This is a genomic window from Candidatus Zixiibacteriota bacterium (assembly GCA_026397505.1).
Taxonomy (GTDB): Bacteria; Zixibacteria; MSB-5A5; order GN15; family PGXB01; genus JAPLUR01.
The window spans coordinates 19147-45916 of record JAPLUR010000020.1 but is presented as its reverse complement, the minus strand read 5'-3'; the positions used below and the strand labels follow the sequence as shown (position 1 = coordinate 45916).

The 26770-nt window shown below is 47.2% G+C and carries 21 protein-coding genes and 1 pseudogene; 8 read left to right on the top strand and 14 right to left on the bottom strand.

Translation table 11 applies throughout. The annotated features are described in order from the left end of the window. Positions 1–324: 324 nt before the first annotated feature. From NT002_01065 to NT002_01010, 12 genes and pseudogenes are all read right to left on the bottom strand, one after another. Positions 325–648: a hypothetical protein gene (locus NT002_01065; GenBank protein ID MCX6827863.1), complete on the bottom strand. Its 324-nt coding sequence runs from the start codon at positions 646–648 to the stop codon at positions 325–327. Beyond that, a complete protein-coding gene (locus NT002_01060; GenBank protein ID MCX6827862.1) occupies positions 614–1132 on the bottom strand; it encodes a hydrogenase maturation protease in 519 nt (172 codons plus the stop codon). The genes NT002_01065 and NT002_01060 overlap by 35 nt, the downstream gene beginning before the upstream one ends. Then, complete coding sequence (locus tag NT002_01055; GenBank protein ID MCX6827861.1) at positions 1132–2613, bottom strand: Ni/Fe hydrogenase subunit alpha; 1482 nt, start codon at positions 2611–2613, stop codon at positions 1132–1134. The genes NT002_01060 and NT002_01055 overlap by 1 nt, the downstream gene beginning before the upstream one ends. Further along, positions 2610–3581: an oxidoreductase gene (locus NT002_01050; protein ID MCX6827860.1), complete on the bottom strand. Its 972-nt coding sequence runs from the start codon at positions 3579–3581 to the stop codon at positions 2610–2612. Before NT002_01050 ends, NT002_01055 begins: the two co-directional genes overlap by 4 nt. Positions 3582–3583: 2 nt before the next feature. Continuing rightward, entirely contained in the window at positions 3584–4042 is a 459-nt protein-coding gene (locus NT002_01045; protein ID MCX6827859.1) for a hydrogenase iron-sulfur subunit, read from the bottom strand. After that, entirely contained in the window at positions 4039–5796 is a 1758-nt protein-coding gene (locus tag NT002_01040) for a 4Fe-4S dicluster domain-containing protein (GenBank protein ID MCX6827858.1), read from the bottom strand. The genes NT002_01045 and NT002_01040 overlap by 4 nt, the downstream gene beginning before the upstream one ends. A 10-nt stretch (positions 5797–5806) precedes the next feature. Then, positions 5807–7819 (bottom strand): 4Fe-4S binding protein, encoded by a 2013-nt coding sequence (locus tag NT002_01035; GenBank protein MCX6827857.1) that lies wholly within the window; start codon positions 7817–7819, stop codon positions 5807–5809. After that, on the bottom strand, positions 7816–8334 hold the full coding sequence (locus NT002_01030; GenBank protein MCX6827856.1) for an NAD(P)H-dependent oxidoreductase subunit E: 519 nt from the start codon (positions 8332–8334) through the stop codon (positions 7816–7818). Before NT002_01030 ends, NT002_01035 begins: the two co-directional genes overlap by 4 nt. A 170-nt stretch (positions 8335–8504) precedes the next feature. After that, positions 8505–9299, bottom strand: a pseudogene (locus tag NT002_01025) (FAD-dependent oxidoreductase). After that, positions 9296–10177 carry a CoB--CoM heterodisulfide reductase iron-sulfur subunit B family protein gene (locus tag NT002_01020; protein MCX6827855.1) on the bottom strand — a complete coding sequence of 294 codons (882 nt, stop codon included), beginning with the start codon at positions 10175–10177 and terminating at the stop codon, positions 9296–9298. Before NT002_01020 ends, NT002_01025 begins: the two are co-directional and overlap by 4 nt. Further along, a complete protein-coding gene (locus NT002_01015; GenBank protein ID MCX6827854.1) occupies positions 10177–10329 on the bottom strand; it encodes a hypothetical protein in 153 nt (50 codons plus the stop codon). The genes NT002_01020 and NT002_01015 overlap by 1 nt, the downstream gene beginning before the upstream one ends. Before the next feature lie 69 nt (positions 10330–10398). Further along, a complete protein-coding gene (locus NT002_01010) occupies positions 10399–10764 on the bottom strand; it encodes a 4Fe-4S dicluster domain-containing protein (GenBank protein ID MCX6827853.1) in 366 nt (121 codons plus the stop codon). Between the two features lie 721 nt (positions 10765–11485). Between NT002_01010 and NT002_01005 the strand changes: the two genes are divergently transcribed. From NT002_01005 to NT002_00975, 7 genes are all read left to right on the top strand, one after another. Further along, a complete protein-coding gene (locus NT002_01005) occupies positions 11486–12130 on the top strand; it encodes a helix-turn-helix domain containing protein (GenBank protein MCX6827852.1) in 645 nt (214 codons plus the stop codon). 1125 nt (positions 12131–13255) lie between these two features. Next, positions 13256–14530 (top strand): HlyD family efflux transporter periplasmic adaptor subunit, encoded by a 1275-nt coding sequence (locus NT002_01000; GenBank protein MCX6827851.1) that lies wholly within the window; start codon positions 13256–13258, stop codon positions 14528–14530. Positions 14531–14540: 10 nt separating this feature from the next. Then, positions 14541–15206 carry an ABC transporter ATP-binding protein gene (locus tag NT002_00995; GenBank protein ID MCX6827850.1) on the top strand — a complete coding sequence of 222 codons (666 nt, stop codon included), beginning with the start codon at positions 14541–14543 and terminating at the stop codon, positions 15204–15206. 9 nt (positions 15207–15215) lie between these two features. Beyond that, positions 15216–16445, top strand: a complete 1230-nt coding sequence (locus tag NT002_00990) for an ABC transporter permease (protein ID MCX6827849.1) — start codon at positions 15216–15218, stop codon at positions 16443–16445. After that, positions 16442–17656 (top strand): ABC transporter permease, encoded by a 1215-nt coding sequence (locus tag NT002_00985; protein MCX6827848.1) that lies wholly within the window; start codon positions 16442–16444, stop codon positions 17654–17656. The genes NT002_00990 and NT002_00985 overlap by 4 nt, the downstream gene beginning before the upstream one ends. Positions 17657–17698: 42 nt before the next feature. Then, positions 17699–19081 carry a sigma-54 dependent transcriptional regulator gene (locus NT002_00980; GenBank protein MCX6827847.1) on the top strand — a complete coding sequence of 461 codons (1383 nt, stop codon included), beginning with the start codon at positions 17699–17701 and terminating at the stop codon, positions 19079–19081. Beyond that, positions 19065–20384 carry an ATP-binding protein gene (locus tag NT002_00975; protein MCX6827846.1) on the top strand — a complete coding sequence of 440 codons (1320 nt, stop codon included), beginning with the start codon at positions 19065–19067 and terminating at the stop codon, positions 20382–20384. The genes NT002_00980 and NT002_00975 overlap by 17 nt, the downstream gene beginning before the upstream one ends. A 916-nt stretch (positions 20385–21300) precedes the next feature. Here NT002_00975 and NT002_00970 read toward each other — a convergent pair. Continuing rightward, entirely contained in the window at positions 21301–23040 is a 1740-nt protein-coding gene (locus tag NT002_00970) for a serine/threonine-protein kinase (GenBank protein MCX6827845.1), read from the bottom strand. Positions 23041–23351: 311 nt separating this feature from the next. On the opposite strand from NT002_00970, the gene NT002_00965 reads away from it, so the two are divergent. Further along, positions 23352–24323, top strand: a complete 972-nt coding sequence (locus tag NT002_00965) for a hypothetical protein (GenBank protein MCX6827844.1) — start codon at positions 23352–23354, stop codon at positions 24321–24323. Here the strand turns inward: NT002_00965 and NT002_00960 are convergent, their stop codons facing one another. Next, on the bottom strand, positions 24324–26324 hold the full coding sequence (locus NT002_00960) for a PKD domain-containing protein (GenBank protein ID MCX6827843.1): 2001 nt from the start codon (positions 26322–26324) through the stop codon (positions 24324–24326). Positions 26325–26770 lie beyond the last annotated feature (446 nt).

The following is a 26770-nucleotide window of genomic DNA, read 5'->3' as shown; positions in this document are numbered from 1 at the left end:
AATTTCTATCTGTGGTTTATCAGAAAATTAGAGTCGAATGACTTGCTAAAAATAACCAGGGGCAGGACAATAGCATCAAATTTTCCAAATGGACGAGTGAAAAAGCCAAAAAAACCAGAAGTTCTGCCGACCTGCTGAATCTGTATAACTCAATTACATTGAAAGGAAAAACGAAGGGGTATCCGCTCTAAAAGGAAAACGGCGGATTATACAATAAAAGGCGGGCAGCTAAATGAGGGGGCAGGTGTTAGAAAGGATTGTGATTGATCACCTGCCCCTTGAAGGGAACGCTTGTATGATCGTTTCAGTCGTTTCTATTCATTATCAACTACCACCCAATTTGTGTTTCCCCCCCGGGCGATAGGCGAATTCTTTCATGGTCATTGATTCCGGCACAGGATAGACACCCGCTCCCGCACAAAGTGGACAGGGATTGATATCGACCTTGCGAATTTCAATCTGCCCCGTACCGTGACAAGCGTAGCAGGTATTCTCAAGCGCGTCAAATCCTTTGCCGTCGCAATATGTGCACTTGTGGGCATGATCAGGTGTAATACAGCGATTATCCACCCAGCCGCGCCCCTGACATTCCGGGCAAGTTTTCGGCTCTCCTTCAGGAGGAGGCGCTTTTCTTTTCTCCGTATCCATCTGATGATATCTCCTGATTTCCAATAATTGTCCACCCTTTAACATATGCAATTGCTTCCGGCAATGCTGCCTTCACCGGCTCGGTCATCTCTTCACTTAAGGTCTGAACATCCTGGGCCTCCACCGCCAAAACATCAATATCTTCCGGTGTTTCTATTTCCATCAACTGGGCAAGTTTAAGAGCCGTGGGAAGCGAGATCTCATGACTGCCGGTCAGGTTGCGCGATGGTATTAGTTTTCCCATAGGGAAGAAATGCATTGTCCCCGGTTCGGCACTTCCGGTAATAATCGTGTCAACAATCAAGACTTTCTTTCTTCCTTCGAGTAGATTTAAAAGATTAAATCCGGCCAGCGAGGCGTAGATTACCTCCACCTCTTTACCCAATTCATATTCCATCTCCCCCAACATTCCGGCCACTCGGAATCCAAAGGCATCGTCGGATAAAACTTCATTGCCAAGACAAAGAACTAACAAAGGCCTCATTAGTTCCTCCTTCTGGTTTGTATTATATCGCCGCCTTCAGCGTCATGGACAATTAATTCCATCGGCATCTGTCCCGGCAGAGAATGTGTGGCGCATCCAAAACATGGGTCATAGGCGCGGAAGGCCATTTCTATCCGATTGAGGATGCCGTCTGTAATTTCCTGCCCCTTCTTAATCAAGCCTTCAGCCGCTTTTTTAATCGACATGGATATGGCGGCATTATTATTGGTTGTGCCGACAATAAGGTTCGCCTCAGTTATAATTCCATTATTGTCGGTTTTATAATGATGAGTCAGCGTGCCGCGAGGGGCTTCGACAATCCCGACCCCTTCTCCGACAATGCCGGTCGGGGGGTCGAGGATATGATCGGACGTTATTTCCTCATCTTTGGCTTGCATCAGGGTCGCTTCGCACGCAAAGACAAGCTCCACGACGCGGGCCCAGTGTGTCGCCAGAGTGGCATGAACCGGGGTCTTCCCGGAACGATCGCCGGTCAGAGTCTCATAAAATCGTTCATATTCAGCCTGAGCCTGGGGAGTGGTCATACCATCGGAGACATTGAGGCGGGAAAGCGGACTGGCCTTATAAACACCGGAATCCTTACCATCCACAAATCCTTTCCATCCCACTTTTTTTAGGAATGGATATTTCAGATAACTGTAAGGCTCAACATGCTCGGCGACATAACTGAGATAATCTTTCGGCGCATATTTGGCATGCTCGCTTCCGTCGGGGCCGGTTACCCTGACCATGCCGTCATAGAAATTGACCTTTTTGTTGGCATCCACCAAACCCATATTGTAAGTTTTGTGAGCAAACGTATCGGAAAGGATAAGGTCAACATAAGCCTTATTGGCCAGGACAACATCATTCAAAACCTTAATGGTGAATTTGGCAAATTCAACCATCTCTTCGCCGATTTTAATCATTTCCTGTTGTTCTTCTTTGGTGATTCGCTTGGACATGCCACCCGGAAGCGATGTGACAGGATGAACCTTTTTCCCACCGATTATTTCGATTACTCTCTGGCCGCGGGCACGCTGGGCAATCACTTTCTTCCCGGCGTCAATTCCGACTTTGGCAATAACCCCCAGAATGTTTCTCTCAGCCGGGGGAGCATCTGGACCGCAAACAAAATCAGGCCCGCCGAGGGCATAGAAATGGGTTGTATGATCGCCCGCATAGAAGGCGTTATACATTAATTCGCGCAGTTTCCGTGCGGCCGACGGAATAGTTACTCCATAAACGGCATCCGCCGCTTTGGCCGCCGCCATATGATGGGCATCGGGGCATACTCCGCAAATTCGGGTGGTGATCCGGCACATCTCTTCAACGGGACGTCCCACGCAGAATTTCTCAAAGCCTCGCAGTTCCGGTACCTGAAAATAGGCGTTGGCCAAACTGCCGTCATCATTAACAAAAAGGTGAATTTTCCCGTGACCTTCCAGGCGGGTTATGGGGTCAATAAGAATCTGTTTCATCGTTGCGCCCTCCTTAAAAGGGAATCTGGGAGACTGAAACGGTAAAAAGTCCCGACCGGATCGGGAATGGTAGCGATAATCCTATCGATTTCTTCGGGATCGGTGGAGTCGATAACGCTGGCCAGGGCCGAAGCCATTTTGGCTCCCTGGTCTCTTATATTGGCGGGCAATCCATAACAGCCGCGACACGGGACACAGGCATTGACGCATTTGGCTCCGCAGCCGGAACGGGTGGCCGGTCCCATACAGACAATGCCCTGCTCCAGAAGACACAAATTGGGATCGGTGACCTTTTCGAAGGGCCGAATGAATTTCTTTATTTTCTTAATATTCCGGTCCCGTTTGCATTCATCGCAGCAACTCTTTTCGCTGGCACCCAGGACAGTCCCTTTGGGAGGCAGCGGCTTGCCGTGGCTGAGAATATCGATGACAGCCGCGACTACATCGGCAATCTGATTCGATTGCGGGGGACATCCCGGGATAATATAGTCAACATCGACCGTCTGCCCCAACGTTCGAACCGTGTTCCACATTTCGGGGATGGTCAGGATTCCTTCCGGCACCTTGTATTCGGTAGAAGGAATCACACCGTTCGGATTATCCACCGAAGGCGACTTCCTGTAAACATAATCTATTATGGATTCCTTGTCATACAGGTTGGCCAGCCCCGGAATACATCCTTCCGATGCACAACTCCCGAAAGCACAAAGGACGACCGATTTCTGCCTTAGCAGTTTGGCGATTTCATAGTTCTCCTCATTGCGGATGGCGCCATTAAAAAGAGTCAAAGTGATTGATTTATCCGGCATATTGCGGACATCGTTGTATTTGATGTCCATGGCGCACGGCCAGAAGACCAGTTCAAAGAAGTTGGCCACATCCAATATTTTCTCTTCAATATCCAGAGTGGCGATATCGCAGCCACCGCAGGAGGCGGCCCAATAAATGGCCAGTTTCGGCTTCACCATGACTATATCCTCCCTGCTTCGCCCGCATGTTCAGATTCATGGGGTTCAAAAACCATTTCCTTCAACTGAAGCGGGCCAAGAGATCGAATTTGCTCCGTGAATTCAGATACAATTTGCTGAAAACGGGCTCCTTCCGATGCCGAGACCCATTCCAGACGCAGGCGCTCCGGTGCAATTCCCATCTCCTGGAGTAATCTCTTTGTAAGCGGTATGCGGCGCATACATTTATAATTACCCTCGACATAATGACAATCGCCGGGATGGCATCCGCACACCAATACCCCGTCCGCCCCTTTGGCGAAAGCGCTGAGAATAAAACCAGGGTCGATTCGGCCGCTGCACATGACCCGAATACTCATCATATTGGGAGGATACTTCATGCGGGCCGTTCCGGCCAGATCGGCTCCGGTATAACTGCACCAGTTGCAAAGAAAACCGATTATCTTTGGTTCGAAACTCATAGCAGCATCCCTTCGATTTGGGCATATATTTGCTCATCGGTAAAGTGTCGGGCCACAATGGCACCGGATGGACATGCGGCCACACAGGTGCCGCAGGCTTTGCACATCGCCGAATTTATCGTGCTGACCTTTTTGTCACTGAGATAATTGATGGCGTTATACGAGCAGAGGTCATTGCAGATACGGCAGCCGCTGCAGAAGTCTTCGCGAATTTCGGCGTATGCGGCATCCATCATTATTTCTCCCAGACAAAGAAGTTTCATGGCGTGCGACGCGGCGGCGCCGCCCTGCGCGACAGTATCGGGAATATCTTTGGGCCCCTGACATGTTCCCGCCAGAAAAACCCCTTCAGTTGTGGTTGAAACCGGACCCAGCTTGGGATGAGCCTCGATAAACCAGCCGTCGGCGCCGGTCGAGATATTCAATTTGCGGGCCATTTCTTTGGCGTCTTGCCGTGCTTCCAGAGCGGTGCAGAGGATTACCATATCAACCGGTATTTCACGGAATTTCCCTATCAGAGTATCCTCACATTGCACCAGCAAATGCCCCTCTTCCCCTCGCCGATAGCCCGATGGCACCACTTCGGCGCCCTTGCCGCGAATAATATTCACATCTTCATCAAGAATCCGCTGATAGAATTCCTCATACCCCTTGCCGAAACTTCGAACATCAATATAGAGCTGATATACTTCGGCGCTGGTTTTTTCCTTGACCAGGTGAGAGAATTTAAGGGCATACATACAGCAGACCCGACTGCAGTACTTATGATAATTCTGGTCACGGCTTCCAATACAATGCAGGATGGCAATGGCGCGGGGCTCTTCGCCGTTTTCGAGAAGAATCTTGCCTCCGGTCGGCCCGGCGGCGTTATTCATCATCTCAAACTCCTCGGCCGTGATAACGTTCGGATATCGGCCATAGCCGTACTGCTTGAGAGGGGTCGGGTCGAAATTGTCAAATCCCGTCGCCATGATGACGGCGCCGATTTCAAACTCCTCCGTCTGCTCGGTATCATCATAATGAATGCATTCCTTGGGACAGACCTTCGAGCAGACCTTGCACCCCCCGGTATTGAAATGAATGCAGTGTTCGGGATTAATACGCGGCACATTGGGGACCGCCTGGCGGAATGGGAGAGAAATGGCGGCGTTGGGACCAAGGTTGATTTCATTATGAATTATCTGTCGTTTATCTATATCTTCCATCACGATATGCCCGGTGGGGCAAACCTTGGCGCAGGCGCCGCAAAGAATGCAATCACTGCTTTCCCCCTCAAAAGGGGTCGCCACCCGGCGATAGATTCCCCGATCACTGAAAGCCAGGGCATGGGCGCCTACCACTTCATCACAAACCCGGACACAGAGACCGCATAGGATACAGGTATCCTCTCCAATACCCCAGCGGGGCTTTTCGATACCCATCTGATCGGCAAGTTGCTGCAACACCGGAACCGGCGCACATCGGCTCATGAGCATCTCGAGATTGGTGCGCCGCGCATTTAATACACGGGGAGTGTTGGTCAATACCTTCAAACCATCCCAAACAGGATAATTACAGGAAGTTACGATTTTTGACCATCCCTTACTGTCGCGGGCTTCGACGGCGCAAATGCGACAGGCGGCGTAGGGGGTCATATATGGGTAATAGCAGAGAGAAGGGATATATACCCCCAGACTTCGCGCCGCATCAAGAACATATGACCCTTCATCGACTTCAATCGAATGCTCATCAATGGTTATTTTCACTTTATTCATTTTCTCGCTCCTACGCCATGTTGACCGTTTCGAGTTTGGCCGATGGCCGCCATATTTCGCGGGCGCCGGTTTGAATCGAATCGCCCATACCGCGTTTTACTCGTTTGATGGCGTCATACTGGCATATCTGGTAACAGGCACCGCATTGGATGCATTTGGCCTGATCGATATAGTGCAATTCCTTTGGTTTTCCGATGATGGCGTTGGTCGGACAGGATTTGAAACAAGCATGACAGCCATTGCATTTGGAGTCGATGGCATGCGATACCAAATCCTTACAGACTCCGGCGGGACAGCATTTCTCATTAATATGGGCCAGGTACTCCTGACGAAAATATCTTAACGTGGACAGCACCGGGTTAGGAGCGCTCCCCCCCAACTGGCAGAGACTGGTATCGATAATGACCTGTGATAGATCCTCCAGAACCTCCAGATCCTCGAGCCGGCCTTTTCCCTGAGTAATTCGGGTCAAGATTTCCAGCATGGTTCGAATCCCTTCCCGGCATGGCAGGCATTTACCGCAACTCTCCTCCTGCAGAAAGTTAAGGAAATATTTGGCCACATCGACCATACAGGAATCCTCATCCATTACAATCATTCCCCCGGATCCCATCATCGATCCGGCTTTGGTCAACTCATCGAAATCAACCGGCAAATCCAGGAGATTTACGGCCTGTTCATCCTTGCGGATATCACCATGGGCGACCATGCTGTCATGAATCATCGGTTCGCCCACTTCTACGATAAGCGTTCCGCCCGATGGTCCCCCCGTCTGCACCGCCTTGAATTGCTTGTTACCGCGAACTCCTCCGCCGATATCATACAGAATTTCACGGAGAGTGATACCCATGGGGACTTCTACGAGGCCGGTATTGTTCACTTTACCGGTGAGGGCGAAGATTTTGGTCCCTTTGGAGCCGGCCGTCCCAATTTTGGAATACCAGTCCGCCCCTCGGTCGATTATCAGAGGGACATTGGCCCAGGTTTCCACATTATTGAGATTTGATGGCTTATCCCAGAGTCCGGCTTCGACCGTGTGTATATATTTGGCACGAGGCTCGCCGGTTTTTCCTTCCAAAGAGGCCATCAGCGCCGTAGATTCACCGCAAACAAAGGCCCCACCGCCGCGGGAAACCTCAAGATCAAAATTGAATCCGCTCCCCAGGATATTATGGCCAAGAAGACCGTATTCCCGCGCCGCCAGAATCGCAGTCATGATATGCTTGGCTGCCATCGGGTATTCGTTGCGAACATAGACATAACCATACTCGCTCCCGATGCCGTAGGCGCCGATCACCATTCCTTCAATCACGGAATGAGGGTTTCCTTCCAGAAGGGAGCGGTCCATAAAGGCCCCGGGGTCACCTTCATCGGCATTGCAAATTACATATCTAGGGGTCCCTTTGGCTTTGCGGCAGGAATCCCATTTTTTCCCGGTTAGGTATCCACCGCCGCCGCGGCCGCGCAATCCGGATTTCTTTATTTCATCAATAATCTTTTCCGGATTCATAGTCGTCAGCGCTTTGGCCATCGCCTGATAGCCGTGCAAGACGATATAATCATGAATAGAGGTAGGGTCGATAAGATTATTCTTACCTATCAAATGGCGCATCTGCTTCTTGAAGAAGGGGACTTCATCCTCGCGCTCAACGCTCTTGCCGGTTACCGGGTCCTTATAAAGAAGTTTATGTACCACCTTGTCGGCCTTGATGGTCTGGTCGACGATCAGGTCGACATCCTGCGGCTTCACCTTCACATAGAATATTTTCTTAGGATAAATCGTCATCAATGGCCCCAGTTCGCACGGACCGGGGCAGCCGGTGGCCTTGACTTCCACCAGTTCGTCAAGACCACAGGATGTGATCTTATTGCGGAGGGCGCTGATGACCTTTTCACAGCCACAGGCAAGGCAACCTGTACCGGCACAGATTGAGATAATGGTTTTATTTCCCCGCCTCTGCTCGACTAATTTCCTCGCCAGGTCGCTCAGGTCTTTCGGTGAGGTCAATTTTGACAATTTCATACCGCCTCCTCACTCTCATCGGCGCCTTCATCTTTGCTGCGCAATTTCCGCATAATGGAATCAGCCTTGGGTACCGTCATATTCCCATAATATTCGTCATCGACCGTTATGAGCGGGCCGAGCGCACAGGCGCCCATGCAGTTAACCGTTTCAAGACTAAAATCCAGATTGGAGGTCGTCTCGCCCGGCTTGATGCCAAAATCGCGTTCAAATTTATCAACAATGACATTGGCTTGACGAACGTGGCAGGCAGTGCCGGTGCATACGCAAACATGGTGCTTTCCCTTCGGCTTAAGACTGAAAGCACGGAAGAAAGTCGCCACTCCAAAAATCTGGGCGATGGGAAGATCCATCTTCTGCGCTACCAAATCCAGTGCCTCCTTTGGCAGGTAACGGTAATGCTTCTGAATATCCTGCAAGACCATAATCAGGGCTGTCGGCTTGGCCTGATATCGGTCCACGATATTATGAATTGCCTGTTCCAGACTATATTGCTCATTGACCGCGATACTCATCGGGCACCTCCTTTGGTCGGCACGGTAGAAGCTTCCGGCATCGGCTGTGCGCCGGTCAGGACGGTCAGGTCATGTTCCGGTCCCATAATGCCGGGATGACGAATTTCCAGCGCTTTTCCTTCTTTGATAATCTGCTTACCAAGCATCAACCTGCGTGATGTCGGATAAGGACGACTGGGGCAGGCTTCATAGCATGAGCCGCAACTATTGCATTGAGTTGGATCGACATAGCGGGCTTTCTTTCGAATCTTCACTTTGAAATTCCCCACATATCCCTGGACATCCTCAATTTCGGCCCAGGTCATCAGCCGAATGTTGGGATGTTTCCCTACGGCGACCATTTTCGGCGTAAGAATGCAGGCTGCGCAATCGAGAGTGGGAAAGGTTTTATCAAAACGGGACATATGGCCACCGATAGAGGAGTCTTTTTCCACTAGAATCACTTCGAAACCGGCGTCGGCAATCTGCAGTGCCGATTCAATGCCCGCAATACCGCCTCCAATAATGAGAACGCGTTTTGTAATGGGGACACGGCGCATTTCAAGCGGTTCGTGAAATTTGATCCGGGCCACCGCTCCGCGAAGAAGCCTTATGGCCTTTTCGGTTGCGGTTCGGGGGTCAATGGTCACCCAGCTGACCTGTTCGCGGATATTGGCCATCTCGAAGAAATAGCGATTCAGGCCGGCTGATTCCACCGCTTTACGGAAAGTAGCTTCGTGCATGAGAGGACTGCATGCGGCTACTACAATGCGATTCAGGTTCTGCTCTTTAACATCTTTTTGTATCAGTTCCTGACCGGGATCGGAGCACATAAAACGATAGTGTCGCGATACGACAACCCCGGGCAGATTCTGCATCGCCTCCGCCGCCTTAACCACGTCGACCGTCTTTGCGATATTTGTGCCGCAGTGGCAAACATAGACACCGATTCGAGCATTACTATTGCTAGAGGGAACAACGCTCATATTTTTACCTCCCCGGCAATACTCGTGAGTTTATCCGGGCTGATGATAAATTGCTCGATTCCCATCTGGTTGGGCTTGATGCCTAAGGCAATGCCCAGAAGATGGCTGAAATAAACCACCGGAATATTGAAATTACGATTGAAGGCTTTATTGATCTTCTTCTGATAAGCTTCCAGATTCATCTGGCAGAGCGGACAGGCGGTGGCAATCATGTCGGCGCCATTGTCCGCAGCCGCCTCCAAAAGCTTCAGATTCAGGGCCAGGGCAATATTCTGTTGAGTGGTCATCAACATCCCTCCGCAACAGCGCACTTTACAGGGATAATGGACTACTTCCGCGCCAATGCGAGAAAGGAGTTGATCCATTTTGACCGGGTCATCGACATCATCAAATTGCCCGTGGGGTCGAACAATCTGGCAGCCATAATATGGCGCCACTCTGAGGCCTTTAAGGGGGGTTACAACCCGAGCGGCAATGGCATTCAGTCCAATATCGTTTGACAGGATATCAAGAGGATGGCGGACATCAACATGGGTATCGTAGGAGAGATCGGCGGCCTTAAGGGCCTCATTTATTTTGGCTCGCTCTTTGGGATCCCAGGCAATGTGACGATTGGTCTTTTGAAGGATGGTATAACAACTGCTGCAAGGAGCACAAATCGGCATCCCCATATTCTGCGCTATGGCGAGATTGCGCGCACTGATAGAATAGCCGACAATCTTCTTGGTGGACATATACATCGTGGCGCCGCAGCAATTCCAATCTTCGATTTCATGCAAGCCGACTCCCAGCGTTTGGAAAACGGCTCGAATCGATTTATCATAGGGGCTGGCCGTGTGCTCCAGGCTGCAACCGGGGTAATAAGCATACTCTAACATCAGGCCTCCTCGAATTGATTGGCTTTCTCAATAATAGCCCGGATCTGATTGATCCGTTTGAGCTTTTTCGGGATGATGGCGAGACGACCCCGTTTTATCATCCTGAGACCATAACCTATATTGGAGAATAATTTCACAATGTCGGTCGACAAAAGATACCTGATGCCCAGACCTAATTCATAGTATCGTCCATATTAGTAGACATTATTTGCAAAAGCCTCTTACAGCGAGTGGACAGGGAAACGGCGCGGGTAGATTTCCTTCTCCATGGCCAGCCTTTTGAGGGCATAGAGGGTGTCGGTGATTTTGATACCTGCCGGACAGCGCACCGTGCAGGAATAGCAGGATGCGCAGAGCCAGATGGCACGGCTGCTGAGAATTTCCTCAATGTGTCCCGCCCGGAAAAGGGCGATAATTTGCCGGGGACTGATATCCATCGCGTAAGAAACGGGGCAGGTCCCGGAACAGGTCCCACATTGAAGACAGTGCTTGATTTTATACCCCTCGGGGAAACTACTAACCTGGTTCCAGAAAGCCGCCCGTAATTCGGCTTCAGCTTTTGGAAGAGGAACTATTTCATCTTTCATATGACCTCACTCAGATCGCTTAACGATTCGGACTAAATAGGACGAATTTTGTAATAAATAGAAGTCGTCCGTTTTATAGAATCTCTATTTTGGAATCTACCTTGAATCAAAACAGCGTCAAGAGAAAAGTTATTTGTCACATTTTGGCCGAAGGGGGTTTACAGCACAAAAAAGAAAGCACAATTGCATAAAGGGATAAAAATAGTATACATTATCAATAAATATATGATACTAACAATCCTGTTTTATGTCTTTATTGGATCTCGATATGAAGTTGTTGAAAACCATATGATTAATTAATTATGGGTTAAAGCAATGTAACCGGGCAGTATACCAAATGCAGTCGCGGTGGGCTAAGATTTAAGGCCACTCATGGTCATTAGTAACCATACGGTAACGTATTCCCATGCGCGTTACCCATTGGTTACATAAATTTGCCTCAACACCTTACAGATTCTGTCTTTCGAATAATAAATCCCACTTCGCGGCAGGTCTGATGGTTATTTGCTAAAATCTCTCTTACATTTTGGTGTCGAAATCAATGCTGAATATATGTGGTGTTTAGGAAAAAAGTCTTTATCTTTCAGTTGACGCGATTCGGCATTGTATCCAGAAAGGCGTGAGAGTGCTGAATCCCCGGCCTTTTCATTTGAAAGCCGTCTTAGACAGAGAAATTCGGGAAAATCCGACATATTATTTGACAAATTGGCAGGAGTGACAAATGGAGCGTGATAAGGAAATGACTCGAGAAAGAATATTGCAGGCTCTGGGGCGTCTGTTGTCGCAAAAGGGATTCGAAAACCTGGGAATTAATTCGATTGCCCGTGAAGCCAAGGTCAGCAAAGTTCTCATCTATCGTTACTTCGGTGGCCTTGCCGAGCTTCTTCGCGCCTTTGCGCAAGAGGGGGGCTATTGGCCTTCAGCCACTGAGCTTCTCGGCGCCGATATTAATTTACGACGTGTTACCAATACCGAGCAGATCAGCGTTACTCTGCTCAGCAATTATCTCAAAGAGATTCGTCGCCGCAAAGTGACCCAAGAAATCATGCGCTGGGAATTGATTCAGAAAAACGAGCTGACCGAGCAATTGTCCCGGATCCGCGAAAAACAGCGGACCGAGATATTGGGGGCACTTCCAATAGATGCCGCTAAATACTGCGATATTGACCTCGGTGCCGCGGCCGCGCTGCTCCATGCCGGCATTACTTTTCTGGTTCTGCAGTCGAAAGTGGCCGATGAATATATGGGAATTGACCTGCATTCCAATTATGGTTGGAAACGATTGGAGAAGGCTATTGAGGCTCTCGTAAATGGATATTTCGGCCAGCATCGAATCATGACGGAACTCGGGAATACCAAGAAATGAGAGATTTTGAAGGATTATCTCCTTATTCTTGGGATCCACGCAAAACACAGTCATTCCGCTAAATTTATTCAGTTATCAAAAACTTCTTCACTGAAATTAGCCGGATCTATCCCTTTCCTTTCAACCGGCAATTATCTCATATTTATCATTCCTTCGAATCTGCCCGTCATAGAACTGCCTATCACCGAATTCATGTCTTGCATGAACTGCACGAGGATTTTGTCATCGTTGCCCGAGAAGGATTTCAATGGCTCGCCGAGAGTCCGCTCAGCATTGTCAAATTGATTAGTAATTCAGCCATTAGCTTGGAGTTCACCATTAAGATTCCTTTCCCCCGACCCTTGCTTAACGAAGAGCATCCGTTCTGCCAGAGCTTAAGTATCTTTAATTTGCAGTTCATAAACTCTTATTGGTTTCATGGACCGGGAATTTCACAAACCATTCAGATAAGTGGCCGAAAACCTTCGTTCAGAGGCCGTTGCCGGACTTGAACACAATAATTGATATATATAATCTATCATTGGCCAAGTATGGTTTTGTATTGCAATAAATAGCGGTGCAGGGACTCGAACCCCGGATTCGCAAGGACCCATTTTCGCAACCTGTTAGTAATCAACGAATTCCGCCATAACTTTAAATATGCCAATAAATTCGGTCTTTGATGTGCTTTGATGTCTTTTGATCTGTTTTGATATGTTTTGTATTGAAGTTGTCACAAATCTGGCACAAATCATTTGGTCGCTGTCTTGAGCAATTCTGGGTATGATTGTCTATATTACACATTTGGCAATTTCTGCTCCATTTTTAACTTCATCAAATTGATCCGAATCTTCTCTACTGCCAAAACTTCTGTCGCGTCTATAAACGAATCTTTTTCGCCGTGGCTTCTGGACTCGGCTATGTTTGATAATCAAGCGGATATGAAATCTACCGGTCGACGCTAATTTTCTTCGTCCACCTTGCTCTGAGTCTTAAGCAATTATCAAATATCGTGCAAACTGTCCATTTCCGGACAGTATTTTATCCGGATGCCGGACTTATTATATTGCCATACTGCAACTTACCCGTTGGCACAGATATTGATATTGATTAAGCAGAAATTAAATTTTCTGAGGATAAAATTCTATGGATCGACAGTTGCCAAAAGATATCATATTAAAACAGCGGCGCAAACGCTGGATAGTCGGAATATCCATTTTTATTTCATTTCTATTAATAATTTTCATCATCAGGCAATTCAGTACCCGTTCGGTGGAATGGGCGCGGATAAGATATTCGGTGGCAGAAAGTGGCGATATTGAAGCCACTCTCAATGCCAGCGGAACGATTGTCCCGGAAATAGAACAGGCCATTACCGCACCAAATAACAGCATTTTGCGCAAGTGTCTTCTTCGACCCGGCGATAATGTCAAGGCGGGGCAGTCAATCCTCGAATTGGAAAAAGATAATCTTCAAATTGAATATGATAAGACAAAAGAGCAATTGGAATTATTGCGGTATAAGAGAACTCAGATGGGGCTGGAGCTGGAGCGAAAACAGGCGGAATTGCAGGCCTCCAAGGAAGTTAAAGAACTTCAGGCGCGATTTGTCAGAATTCAATATGACCGTATCAAACGGCTAAATGAGATCGGGGCCAGCAGTGAGGAAGAGCTGCAACGAGCCGCGCTTGCTTCAGAAATCGCGGATCGCGAACTGGCGGTCTTGAATCTTCAGATCGATAATCAGCGCGCTTCGATGGAAACGGACCTGCAATCCCTTTTGCTGCAGGTTCATCTTCAGGAAAAAACATTAAACGAAATCAGCCGCCGGCTGGCTCTCTCGAATGCCCCCTCGACGCTCGACGGAATCGTCACCTGGGTGAACGATTCCATCGGATTTCCGATCAGAGAGGGAGACGTGGTGGCACGGGTGGCTGATCTTAGCCGCTATCGGCTGCAGGGTGAGATATCCTCTATCAATTCCGGTCTGATCGCGGTCGGTCAGATCGTGCGAATAAGGATTGGCGAGAAAATAATTGACGGCAAAATCAGTTCTATTTCGCCCCTGGTCCGCAACAGCCTGACTTCCTTTGATGTCCAACTGGATAATCCCAACGATGAAATTCTTCGTCCCAATCTCCGTACTGATGTCTTTGTGGTGACCTCGAGCGTCAATAATGTTGTACGTGTCTCAAACGGGCCCTTTTACGAAGGTCTCCATGATCAAACCATCTTTGTTATTAATGGAAATCGAGCCCAGTCCCGCAAAGTCGATATTGGCGCCGCCAATTTCAACTGGGTGGAGGTACAAGGGGGAATCTCTCCCGGTGATACTGTAATTGTCTCGGATATGAAAAAATATCGGGAGGCGAAGCTTCTTACGATAAAAAACAGAAAAGATGCAATTTCTCAAAATAGATAAGGTTATGGACATGATTAGTCTGAATCAGGTTGAAAAAATCTATCGCACCTCCAGCGTGGAGACACTGGCACTGCACAATATCAATATTGAAGTGCCGGAGGGATCATTTCTTTCGATTATGGGGCCATCGGGCTCGGGCAAGAGCACGTTGCTTAACATTATGGGGCTGATCGATGCCCCGACTGAGGGCGAAGTGCTGATAGGGGGCAATAATGTGGTGGGGATGAGCGAAAAGGAGATGGCGCGTCTGCGGAACAAGATGATCGGTTTTGTATTCCAAAGCTTCCATTTGATCGCCGATCTCAGCGTCGTGGATAATGTCGAATTGCCTTTGATTTACCGCAAGATGACTGCCGGTGAACGACAGCGAAGGGCTTTGGACGCACTGGCGAAGGTCGGCTTGAGCGCCAGAACCAAGCATTTCCCGACACAGCTTTCCGGCGGTCAGTGTCAGCGAGTGGCCGTGGCCCGTGCAATTGTCAGTGATCCGAAAATAATTTTGGCCGATGAACCGACCGGCAATCTCGATTCCAACATGAGCAATGAAATAATGGAAATATTGCTCACCCTGAACAAAGAAGAGAAAGTCACGATCGCGATTGTTACTCATAATGAAGAGATCGCCGACCGCACCAATCGAATAATTCGCCTCTTTGACGGCAGCCAGGTGTCTTAGGAGAACTATATGCTGAGGAATTATTTTAAAATCGCGCTAAAAGGACTGCTGCGGCAAAAATATTATACTTTCATCAGTCTCTTTGGGATTATCATTACCCTGTCCGTCCTGACGGTTTCGGTCGCTCTGATGAATCATGCAACATCTATGGGGAAATCCGGCTCCCGACTGGATCGATGCATGATTGTAAACCGTATCGAGGCCCGTTTTAAGAAAGGCCATATTATAAGCTATCCCAGCTATTACGTGCTCGATCAATATGTCCGCAATCTCAAGGGTCCCGAAGCGATTTCAATTTTCTCTGAAGCCCATGAAGCGGTTATATATTCCGAAAATAAAAGAATTCCATTAAAAATAAAATACACCGACGACGTTTTCTGGGATATTGCTGAATTTCCTTTTCTGGAAGGAATGTCTTTTAAGAAGGAAGCCGTAGACAGGGCCGAAATGGTGGCGGTCATTACCGATCGCGCCGGACAAAATATATTCGGTACAAAACCGGCTCTTGGCGAATATCTGGAGACCTCCAAGGGGACGTACCGAATTATCGGGATTATCCCTTTTCGAGAAATAAGGGCGATATTTCTCAATGCCGATATCTTTGTTCCTCTTACGACTTCCCTCGGAGCAATGAACAGCAAAGAATTATGGGGCGATGAATTCGCTTTGATGCAAGCCGCCGACAAATCGCAATTCGCACCGATAAAAAATGAATTCCAAAGTCATATGGAGCAATTGATTAAAGACCATAAGGATGCCCTGCAAATCACCTCGCTTGACTGTTTTATAGGTACCATGTCTGAATCATTTATGACGGAGGCCGGTCAGAGCGAAATCGTCACTTTCTTAGGCATCATTGGCATGATGATCCTCTTTATGCTCCTGCCGGCCGTGAATCTCACGACCGTCAATATCAGCCGCATCATGGAGAGATTCCCCGAAATTGGAATAAGAAAGGCTTTTGGAGCTTCGTCATCGACTTTGATGGGTCAATTCATAATAGAAAATGTCATTCTTACTCTTATCGGCGGGCTGATTGCATATATTTTATCGTGGATAGCGCTTTTGCTCATAAATGCCAGCGGCGTGGTTCCATGGGGATACATCGAACTTGACATGAAAGTATTTTTCTACAGTATGATCGTCACCGTTTTCTTCGGTATTTTCTCGGGAGTCCTGCCATCATATCGGATGTCGCGTCTCCATCCCGCCGAAGCGCTGAAAGGAATAAGCCGATGATACGCCATATTATAAAACTGATCTGGAACAGAAAGAAGAGCATGTCCCTGCTTCTAATCGAAATCTTTTTGTCGTTCATTGTTGCCTTTGTAGTATGTGACATACTTATATCGGGTATGTTGAACTATTTTAGACCGGTGGGTTTTGATTATAAGAATCTCTGGGATGTCCGGCTTGAAGCGACTAAAGGCGAATCCCTTGGAAAGATGGGCGCCGAGGACGCCGCGAAATATCGCCTCTTAATAAGTGAAATTAAATCGTTTCCTGAAGTAAAGGAGGCGGACTTCATCATCGGCAATATCCCCTATGGCAATATGCGGTTTAATAACTCATTCGATTACAACGGCACTTCGATATATTCCGGCGTCAGTTATGTCGGTGACGATTACTTCAAGACCATGCAGATGACTCTGGTTGAGGGCAGGTGGTTTGGCCCCGAAGACAATGCGGCCGTCAATGAGCCGATCGTAATAGATGAAACGCTTAAAAAGAGGATCTTTGGCGATAACAGGGCAATTGGCGAGGATATCCAGGACCTCACCGACAGTGAACAGAATCAGAATGGTAAAAAATACAATATTATAGGCGTTATCAGCACCTTTCGTCCCAGAGGGGAATTGAATGAGCCCGAAGGCGAACTCTTTATGCGCCAGTTATGGGATGATTCTTCAAGTATTCCTTACGCCGCGATGGTTCGCGTAAATGAAGGGACTTCGGTTTCATTCGAACTTCAATTGCAGCGGCGCTTATCATCGCTGGCACCCGATATCAATTTTCGGATAACACCGCTTTCGGAGGCGCGGGATTTCAGATTACGGGATATGGCAATAGCAATTTTAACCCCTATGATCATCGCGGTTTTTCTACTATTCAACGTCGTCCTCGGACTCTTTGGTATTTTTTGGCAATCGATCAGTCGCCGCCGCGGCGAGATCGGCCTGCGGCGCGCTATGGGAGCCGATTCCCGATTAATACCTTTCCAAATATGGGGTGAGACAATAGCCCTGGGGACGCTGGCCATCCTGGCTGGAATTCCGATTGTAGTGAATCTGGCGGTGCTGGGAGTCTCTAAACCTATCGGCAGCGGCATCTTCTTCTTATCCCTTGTGTCTGCCGGTGGTTTGATATATCTTATTTTGACAGTATGTGCGATTTATCCCAGTTTGCTGGCTGCGCGGATTCAGCCGGCAGAAGCGCTTCACAATGAATAGTCAGGATGATGCTTGGATCATTGCAATAGGGAAAGTACTGTCATGATATTAATAGTCGATGATGATGAGGCGATTCGATCCTCACTTAATCTCCTTCTCAAAAGAGCCGGCTTTGAAATGATCATGGCCGCAAATCCGGAACAGGCCTTGGAAGCCATCGAGAGGAGCACCCCTTCGCTCTGCATCCTTGATATGAATTTTACCCGCGCCACTTCCGGCGAAGAAGGCCTGAAACTTTTAGAACAGCTTAAAGAAAAATGCCCCGAACTGCCGGTCATTCTCATTACCGCCTGGGGCTCGATACCGCTGGCGGTGGAAGGTATGAAAAGAGGGGCATCCGATTTCATAACCAAACCATGGAATAACGATTATCTTCTGGCCTCAATTAAAACGATCTTACAGCTATCCCGCCGGGATGGCTCTTCCGCACCATCGACATATGATCGCGTTAAACTAAATCAATTATATAATTTTGAGAATATTATCGGTGTCAATGATAAATTGCTCTATATATTAAATATGGTTGGACGAGTGAGTTATACCGATGCCGCCATTTTAATTTTGGGCGAGAGCGGGACCGGCAAGGAACTGGTGGCGGAGGCCATTCACGCCAACAGCCAGCGCCGCAATGCTCCCTTTGTTAAAGTCAATCTTGGAGGAATTCCATCGGCCCTCTTCGAGAGCGAGATGTTTGGCCATAAAAAAGGAGCCTTCACCGGCGCCGTATATGATCGTATCGGACGCTTTGAATCGGCCCACGGCGGCACTATTTTCCTTGATGAGATCGGCGACCTCGAACAAATTAATCAGGTGAAATTATTGCGGGTTCTGCAGGATAGAGCTTTTAATGTCTTGGGAACAAGCATCACGAAGACCGTCGATTTTCGCCTTATTTCCGCCACTAATCGGGATCTAGAACAGATGGTTGCCTCCGGACATTTCCGGGAGGATCTATTTTATAGAATTAACCTCATCTCCTTGCACATTCCGCCGCTACGGGAACGTCCCGATGACATCGCCCTGCTCGTTCAGAATTTTGTCGATAATCTCAAACAACTCTACGGGCGCCCCGGTTTGAAGGTCGCACCCATGGCCATTAGTTGGCTGAAAACTCTCCCCTGGCCCGGGAATATTCGTGAGCTAAAAAATCTGGTCGAGAGAACCGTTCTGGTAACGGCTCATGATATAATGGAAGTAAACGATTTTCAGGATCAATATAAACAATCGCCGCGGCAATCCGAGACAATCACCATCCCTGCTGTAGGAACTGTCACGTTGGAAGAAGTAGAAAAATCAATGATTCAGAAGGCCATGCAAATTCACCAGGGGAATATCAGCCGTGTTGCCCGTTCCCTTGGCCTCAGTCGCGGCGCCCTGTACCGCCGGCTGGATAAATACGGAATCCCTTATGAAACTGCGCCGTAGATTTATATTCTTTGTCATAACCATTCATCTGCTCTTGACCATTCTGGCTTATCTCCTGCTTACCTATAACAAAATATTCTTTTTCGGCATTCAAATATTGGTCTTGATTAGCGCCTATATTTCGTACCGGCTCTATCGCAATTTTGTCCGCCCGCTTGATATCCTCGCCTCGGGCGTCGAATCAATTCGGGATCGTGATTTCAGCTCTACCCTGATTAAAACCGGCCATGAGGAATTGGACTCTCTGATTGATGTCTATAATCGAATGATCGAGCAATTGCGAAAAGAACGCCTCATCCAGCGCGAACAGCATTATTTCCTGGAACGATTAATCGAGGCGACCCCTATTGGCTTGGTAATATTTGATTTGAATGGCAATATCTCCCTTCTTAATCCCGCCGCCGAACGGATTCTGGGATTGAAGGTTTTGGACTCCGAAATTCTCTCCCCGAACTGTCTTGCAAACAGTCCCTGGAATTGCCTGCTTAATTTAGATGAGGGGAAACCATTGGTCGTCAGAATCGATGGCATTCGGATGTACCGTTGTCACAAGTCGCATTTTCTGGATCACGGTTTTCATCGCCAGTTTGTTATGATCGAAGAATTAACTCAGGAGATAATCGAAACTCAAAAAGGGGCCTATGAAAAAGTTATCCGCGCCATGTCACACGAAGTCAATAATTCGGTCGGCGCGATCAATTCGATTCTCAATTCCATCCTTGATTATAATTCGCAACTGAAAGAAACCGACCGGATCGATTATACCGATGCTATCAATGTTGCTATCAAGAGAAATATGGGACTGAGCCGATTTGTCGGAAATTATGCCGATATCGTGCGGATGCCGGCGCCACTCAAAGAGAAATATGATTTACATAAATTGCTTGAATCAATTCATACCCTGATGCAGGCCGAGTGCCAGAAAAGAAATATCGAATGGCGTTGGGAGCTTGCGCCGGGCACGCTTGATGTTGAAATCGATGTCGGCCAGATGGAACAGGCGCTGGTTAATATCGTTAAGAACGCCGCCGAATCGATTGAATCCGACGGCAACATTACAATCCGCACTTTGATCGCACCCAAGACTCTGCAAATTATCGATTCCGGTCACGGCATTGATCCTCAAGTCGCCGCCGATTTATTTATCCCCTTCTTTACGACTAAGAAGAACGGCCAGGGTATCGGCTTAACTCTCGTCCGGGAAATCCTCGTCAATCACGGCTTCAGTTTTAATCTTCGAATGAACGAAGAAAAAAAGACCGAATTCAAAATTGAGTTCAACCCGGCAGGAAATAATAAATGAAGCAAATAGTATTCTGGTTAAAGTATATTTTCTCGGAGTGGCTTTGCTTGTAATATATAATGGCTCCACTTCGCCTAATAGGTAACAGAATGACAGTGTATGAGTATTATTTAAATCAGAAAATACCTATAGAAAAGAGATTCCATAAATTTCTTCTTAATATCATAATTGCATTTATCATACCCATGGACATATTCTATATGGGCAAAATGTTGGGAAAGAATCCCACCTTGGAATAGAATTGCTGGCGGAGCATCACGATGGAGCCAGGCCGAGCGAAAGAAATGCCACAATTCTGTCACACGTGTCCAAAAAACTGAAATTGATCGCCGTAACACATTGTCAGTCATTAGCTTAGATTTAATAGCGGTGCAGGGATTCGAACCCCGGATTCGTAAGGCAGCCTTTTCGCAACCCCTTGATAATCAAGGAATTCCGTCATAACTGCAAAAATGCCAATGAATTCGGTCTTTGATGTGTTTTGATGTCTTTTGATATGTTTTGATCTGTTTTGTATTGGAGTTGTCACAAAACGGGCACAAGCCTTCAGGTCACTTTCTTAATTAAAAGTGGACATTAATATCCGGGTATCTTATTTGGCCATCATTTTCTGCCGCCTGAGTAATCTATGCATAGAGGTTTCACTGGGAAAAAATGGCTCCCTCTGGGTCCCAAAATATGGCCGCTCCTGCTTCGTTTTTCAATTTAACCAAATTCTTCGGCGCCTCCTCCCGGCCCTATATTTCCGCCTGGAATGTCGCCGGATCTCCCATACCACAGAAACCACAGATTCCAGGCTTTGGCCCTGTTTGAAATTAATAGATCACTCCGTTCGTCACACCTGTACGAAGTCGACTGGCAAGCCCGGTTACACGGAGTCTATCATATCAAGAGATGTGCTGTTAAATGACAAATGTCACTGCTTCTGAAGTGACCAATATATCTTCAGAATCACAAGATTGTTTGAAGTGAGTGAACCAAGATCTGCTATTCCCTCAGCCCCTGCGAAACCTGAAATTCTCTCATTTCCCTTAATTTGAAACATGGCACATGAATCCGGAACCATGAGGTGCCCAGTCTGTCCTAGATCACTATTCAAGTCCACCCGGATATCATATCGACCAGAGTGCAGACTTATTGTTTCTGTCGGAAACTCTGTAAAAAATTGAATACGACCGTTGATTCTAAGGCTCGCTGTAGAATTCGCCCCAGGGGGAACAAGAACGAATTGAATCGGAATAACCGGAGTGTCTATGAATTCTTGCTTAAGATCCTTTCTCAGAGTAATCTCAGGTTGGTCTGATACAAAAGTGTCTATCAAAATTGGCCAATTCGGATTAATCACTTTAATATGATGAATGCCCTGTCTCGTCTCAAAGGCGGAGCCTATCGGGCGAATAGTATCGTCAACCGACAAAATCGTATTATCGCTGGGAACAATAAATATATGGGTTTGAGTTGTTCTCGGTTTCATCACTACCAGAATTTCTGGGCTCTGCTTGCTATTATCAACAGGAAATGAAACCTTATCGGGCTTTGCTTCAGCAACAGCGTCCTTCACGCGATTACTTGTCTGAACAACCTCTTCTTTCTTCTCTATTTGTTTCGGTTGAGGAGGTATAATAACCGGCAGTATGGAATCCCTTTTGACGAAATTCGTCGAATCCGTCTCTACAGGAGAAGAAACAACCGGTCCTTTCTCAGGCGACCGCTCTTCTTTCAGTATGAGAAAAACGCCTGCAAGACCTCCCAATATTATGGCAGCTGTGACTATGCTCTTGAAGGAAATCCTTTTCCTTCTAGAATATAACCTCTTGATCTTAGCGAAATCACTTTCCATCGCCGCGACTGACTCATATCGGTCATCCGGATGTGGACTGCTGGCCTTTTTCAGAAAACGCTGAAATTCGGGTGTCAGAAGTGAAGCTCGGGTTCCCCCCCATTCTTTTGCATTGGGCTTCTCAGGATTTACATAAGGTATACCACCTGTCGCCAGTTTGAAAAGCGTGCCGCCTAACTCATAAATATCTGCTCGCGCGTAGTCATATTTCCTTATTCCCGAACGACGTTCTGGAGCAGCGAAATTCGGGGTGAAGGCGCGATCACTTGTGGACGTCCTGTCATCTAATAGGCTCTTAGCTATTCCAAAATCAATGAGATAGACATTCTTGTTGGCATCAATGAGTATGTTATTAGGGTTTATATCTCGGTGGTATATTTCCTTCTGATGGACGTAATCAAGAGCATTTAGCAACCCTGTCGCTACACGGTGTAAGAGTGGTTCAGGGAAACGTTCCTTTTCAGTTTCTCTCAGCATATCCCCACATGTCTTGCCTTCAATATAAAGCATTACCAGGGCATTGCAGTCATCCAAATAGCCAAGGATTTTACTGATATTGGGATGCGCAAGTCTGCTGAGGATTTCAGCCTCTCTCCGACTCCGCTCCTGATTTTCAGGATCTTTAAGGAATTTAAGCACTACCTTGGGGCCAAAGGGTCTGGTGTCCTCGGCCAGATAGATATGTCCAAATCCACCGCCGCCCAAATATCCCTTAACATAATAATTTTCCCCAACTATATCCTGCAAAATACCTAACGGGTCCCTGGAACCCTCAGGTTCCTGCTCAGCCGAATAATCGTTCTGCAAGTCAGACATTATCGCTAATTCCTCTTTTAGCTCCAGAATTGCTCTGGGTAGAAGCTACGAAATGCAACCTCAACCGCTAAAATCAGGTTATTCGGATTACCTTTTTGTCTAATATAGCCATTGGCCATATTCAGCGCAATAGACCCATTTGATTATCAACAGTTTTTTCCATTGCCAATTTCAATTCCGAACAATATATTGGCTGCCAAGAATTTTCAAACTTTTTTTACGGTCATTGATAATTGCTTATGACTCAGGAGAGAATGACAGAATCTAATAGGATCAGCATAATCTACTCATTTTTCACGAGAACAAGATGTATGAAAATATGGAGCATCTTTCTTATTCTATCTTCTGTTATATTGCTTCTAAGTGGGTCATCATGGTCACAGGCAGAATCGCCCTGTTCCTTTGTTTCAGCCAAACCTTCATATCAACGTGCTGATACTTCTTTTATGGAAGGGGATTATCATTGCGCTGAAATGGAAGCCAGATCAGTAACGCGGTCATCGAGAGCTGGTGGGTTGGAACGCGCTTTTGCATTCCTCATTCTCGCAAAAATCCATTATAAGACGATAAATGACCCAAGTAAGCAGCAAGATTCTGTGACAGCGGCTTTTGAAGCTGCCCTCCGTGCCCAAATCCGCGTCGCCAATCCGGGACGACCTTTCAACTCCGCTTATCAGCAAGAATTTGAGAATATTCGCAACCGACTGTTGAAGCGGATGGAGCATTTCAGTTTGGCGGTTGGCGCCGGAACTACTCTGCCCATCGGCAAATTTGCGGATCATTATAATTCGGGGAAAGTAGTCTCTCTATCTGGAATAATGCGCTTCGCCCGCCTTAGAGCCTTCGCCGGCTTTGACAGGCTTACTCATAAGCGCAACGTCTCATATATATTCAACGATGTCGGCCTTCATGACCATACGACCTTACGGGATCTTATGATTATTGCCGGCGTCAGATATGATCTTACTGAACAAATAGATGCTCGACTCCTGCCTTTCATGCAGGCTGGCGTCGGTCTCACTTTTACCAACTTCTCTTTTGATTTGACCTATGACCGAACTGGAAAACGATTCCAGCAGGATGTCAGCGACACCAAACTCGCACTTTGTATCGGCACTGGAGCCAGATTTAGGATATCGCAACACTATGGCGTTGAGTTCCTACTCCGACACATTACCAAGACCAGCGGCAGCAATGCCGACGCTATTGAAGCCCTCCCCCGTTTTGATTCCGGGTTGGAGAGCTTCTTGTCTTTATCTTTTGCTCTAATCGGCTACTTATAACTAATGCTCAAAAATAAACTGTATCTGATAGAGTTTGGCAGCAACTTTATTTTGCGTATCGATTTGACCAGTCAGATATATATCATCCATGCCGGCATTATTAGCACTTCCGGCTACTTCAAGATAGGCTCGGTAGGCATGATTATGTTCCAAAGGAACCTGGCGGACTAGGGTATCCGCTCTCGTATAATAACGCTGCTGATATGAATATAATTGAGTACTTCCATATCTAGAAATCGTTGAAGATCCCAAATTAGCTGATACAATAGGGACTTGCTCGGTGATATCCTCGATGATAATTTTCACGGATGCGCTAATTGTGTCTCCCGTGTACTGACTATGGTTATTGAGGTCAATATAGTACCCATACAATATCTTAACAGTGGCTGAAGCAGTGGAATCACCACCGCAGCTGCGAGTGATAGTAAATTCAATTCCATTATCAACAACGGTCGTTGCTTTTTCCTGGTAGCCAGGATGCAGATCGATTACAACCTGACCGTCGGATGGTGAAGTAACCGAGCAGTTGGAGGTCCCCGGACAAGATAAATCAACATCAGTATATGTAAAACTTCCGGGGTCAAAATTGATATTTTGATTCAAATAGATGGTATTCCCTGGAGGTGTGCTGGTGACAATAGTTACGGTGTCCCTGGCCGAATTGCCGGAAGTATCGGTGATATGCAAAATCGCCTTCCAGATACCCTGCTGGCAATATTCATGGGTTGTATTTACTCCGGAAGAATGCTGACTGCCGTCACCGAAATCCCAATCATATGCAAAGGGCGGACATCCGCCATCGGGGCTGGATATAAGCGAAACCCTGGCAGGGATGGTTGATGATATAGTATCACGCAGAAAACCTGAGGAATCCGCCCGGGCCGTGACTCTCAACGGCGAGCAGGTCACTATTATATCCTGATAACTAACACAGATACCGGAATGGGCATCGGTTGCGGTCATACTGATATGATAAAGACCCGGCTCATTAAATACGGTCGTGTCGGTCTGCCCGCTACCAATCGAGCCATTCCCGTAATCCCATGAATAACTATACGGCGCCGTGCCATTCGAAACTATCCCCGTGAATACCGCCGGGACACCGGCGCGTATCTTGGTCGGAACCGATATCGCACAGGAAAAATTATCTACCCGTATCAATGTCGAAGACTGACATATCTTATTATTAACATCGTTAACCGTCAATTGAACCGTCATCGGTCCCGTCGCATCATAGCGATGGGTAACATGCTGACCGGTGCCGGTATTATTATCACCAAAATTCCAGGCATAGCTATAAGGAGGACACCCGCCCGAAACGGGAGCTTCAAATACAGCTGTCAATGGAGCCGGGCCCGAGGTGTCTGATAAGACATCAATCTCACAATCAAGAGAAAGATCCTCGTTGCAGCCAACCTCGATTTTGATATAATTCCGGCAAGTATCGAGTGCACTATTGATTGAGGTGCATTCCACCCAATATGTTCCAGGAACGGTAATAGTATATGACGGATTCTGTTCCAAAGAGGAGTCCTTGTTATTCCCAAAATCCCAAATGAAGGTGTGTGCACCCGGATCTGTAACACTGCCGGTGAAGTGGACCAGAAGCGGCGAATCCCCTGAGACCTTGTCGGCACTGCAGCTGCAGGAATATCCATATACCTCTATCCGGGTGGTGTCATTGCATTCTGCATTCCCGCTCTTGACGCGCAAAGTCGCATAATAAATGCCTTTTTGAAGATAAGTGTATATAGTATCATCTATCTCGAACTTACCGCTACCGCTATGAAAATATCGTTCATATGTGTAAGTCCCGTTACCCCCTGAGGCGCTGGCGTCAAAATGAACCTCCAAGGGGGCAGTCCCATAGGTGGGCGCAACACTATCTGCGCACTCCACCGGAATGGTATTATTGTTTGTTACCTTGTTATCCTTGCTGCACGACCAGATGATGGAGATCATGATTGCCGCGATTATCAAAAATGCCAAAGTTCGGGACATAATAAACTCCTTGAATTAATGATTCGCCTTAACACAGGACATAAATAAAAATATCAAATTTTAAAATGACTGCCTAATTATATGAATGAACCACCTTATTGTCAACTATTTCCTTGATATAGTTTAACTTAAGTCCATTGCTTTGGCTAATTGGAACGATTGGGCTGGGTCGATGTAATATATTGTGTTACATATAATTACCCCAACTGACAAAATTGCTGGGGCGAAAAAACCTCGAATGATTCCTTGGTCTGCTATTCGGATTGTTCCAATAAGCGGGCTCCTTAGGGATATGGTCAGACTATGGGGATCAAAGCTGTTGTAAATGAATTAAGTCAAATGAGGGAGCCTCATCCCCTTGCCACCGTTTCCTGCAATGAAACCGGACAGCTTCCAAAAAGCTATTGACAATGGATATCCAGTGCATTAATCTTAGGTATTGAGTT

What these genes read in the sequence shown, in the direction of transcription:
- NT002_01065 (MCX6827863.1), bottom strand. Translation starts at nt 648, where the DNA reads ATGGATACGGAGAAAAGAAAAGCGCCTCCTCCTGAAGGAGAGCCGAAA.
- NT002_01060 (MCX6827862.1), bottom strand. Translation starts at nt 1,132, where the DNA reads ATGAGGCCTTTGTTAGTTCTTTGTCTTGGCAATGAAGTTTTATCCGAC.
- NT002_01055 (MCX6827861.1), bottom strand. Translation starts at nt 2,613, where the DNA reads ATGAAACAGATTCTTATTGACCCCATAACCCGCCTGGAAGGTCACGGG.
- NT002_01050 (MCX6827860.1), bottom strand. Translation starts at nt 3,581, where the DNA reads ATGGTGAAGCCGAAACTGGCCATTTATTGGGCCGCCTCCTGCGGTGGC.
- NT002_01045 (MCX6827859.1), bottom strand. Translation starts at nt 4,042, where the DNA reads ATGAGTTTCGAACCAAAGATAATCGGTTTTCTTTGCAACTGGTGCAGT.
- NT002_01040 (MCX6827858.1), bottom strand. Translation starts at nt 5,796, where the DNA reads ATGAATAAAGTGAAAATAACCATTGATGAGCATTCGATTGAAGTCGAT.
- NT002_01035 (MCX6827857.1), bottom strand. Translation starts at nt 7,819, where the DNA reads ATGAAATTGTCAAAATTGACCTCACCGAAAGACCTGAGCGACCTGGCG.
- NT002_01030 (MCX6827856.1), bottom strand. Translation starts at nt 8,334, where the DNA reads ATGAGTATCGCGGTCAATGAGCAATATAGTCTGGAACAGGCAATTCAT.
- NT002_01020 (MCX6827855.1), bottom strand. Translation starts at nt 10,177, where the DNA reads ATGTTAGAGTATGCTTATTACCCCGGTTGCAGCCTGGAGCACACGGCC.
- NT002_01010 (MCX6827853.1), bottom strand. Translation starts at nt 10,764, where the DNA reads ATGAAAGATGAAATAGTTCCTCTTCCAAAAGCTGAAGCCGAATTACGG.
- NT002_01005 (MCX6827852.1), top strand. Translation starts at nt 11,486, where the DNA reads ATGGAGCGTGATAAGGAAATGACTCGAGAAAGAATATTGCAGGCTCTG.
- NT002_01000 (MCX6827851.1), top strand. Translation starts at nt 13,256, where the DNA reads ATGGATCGACAGTTGCCAAAAGATATCATATTAAAACAGCGGCGCAAA.
- NT002_00995 (MCX6827850.1), top strand. Translation starts at nt 14,541, where the DNA reads ATGATTAGTCTGAATCAGGTTGAAAAAATCTATCGCACCTCCAGCGTG.
- NT002_00990 (MCX6827849.1), top strand. Translation starts at nt 15,216, where the DNA reads ATGCTGAGGAATTATTTTAAAATCGCGCTAAAAGGACTGCTGCGGCAA.
- NT002_00985 (MCX6827848.1), top strand. Translation starts at nt 16,442, where the DNA reads ATGATACGCCATATTATAAAACTGATCTGGAACAGAAAGAAGAGCATG.
- NT002_00980 (MCX6827847.1), top strand. Translation starts at nt 17,699, where the DNA reads ATGATATTAATAGTCGATGATGATGAGGCGATTCGATCCTCACTTAAT.
- NT002_00975 (MCX6827846.1), top strand. Translation starts at nt 19,065, where the DNA reads ATGAAACTGCGCCGTAGATTTATATTCTTTGTCATAACCATTCATCTG.
- NT002_00970 (MCX6827845.1), bottom strand. Translation starts at nt 23,040, where the DNA reads ATGTCTGACTTGCAGAACGATTATTCGGCTGAGCAGGAACCTGAGGGT.
- NT002_00965 (MCX6827844.1), top strand. Translation starts at nt 23,352, where the DNA reads ATGAAAATATGGAGCATCTTTCTTATTCTATCTTCTGTTATATTGCTT.
- NT002_00960 (MCX6827843.1), bottom strand. Translation starts at nt 26,324, where the DNA reads ATGTCCCGAACTTTGGCATTTTTGATAATCGCGGCAATCATGATCTCC.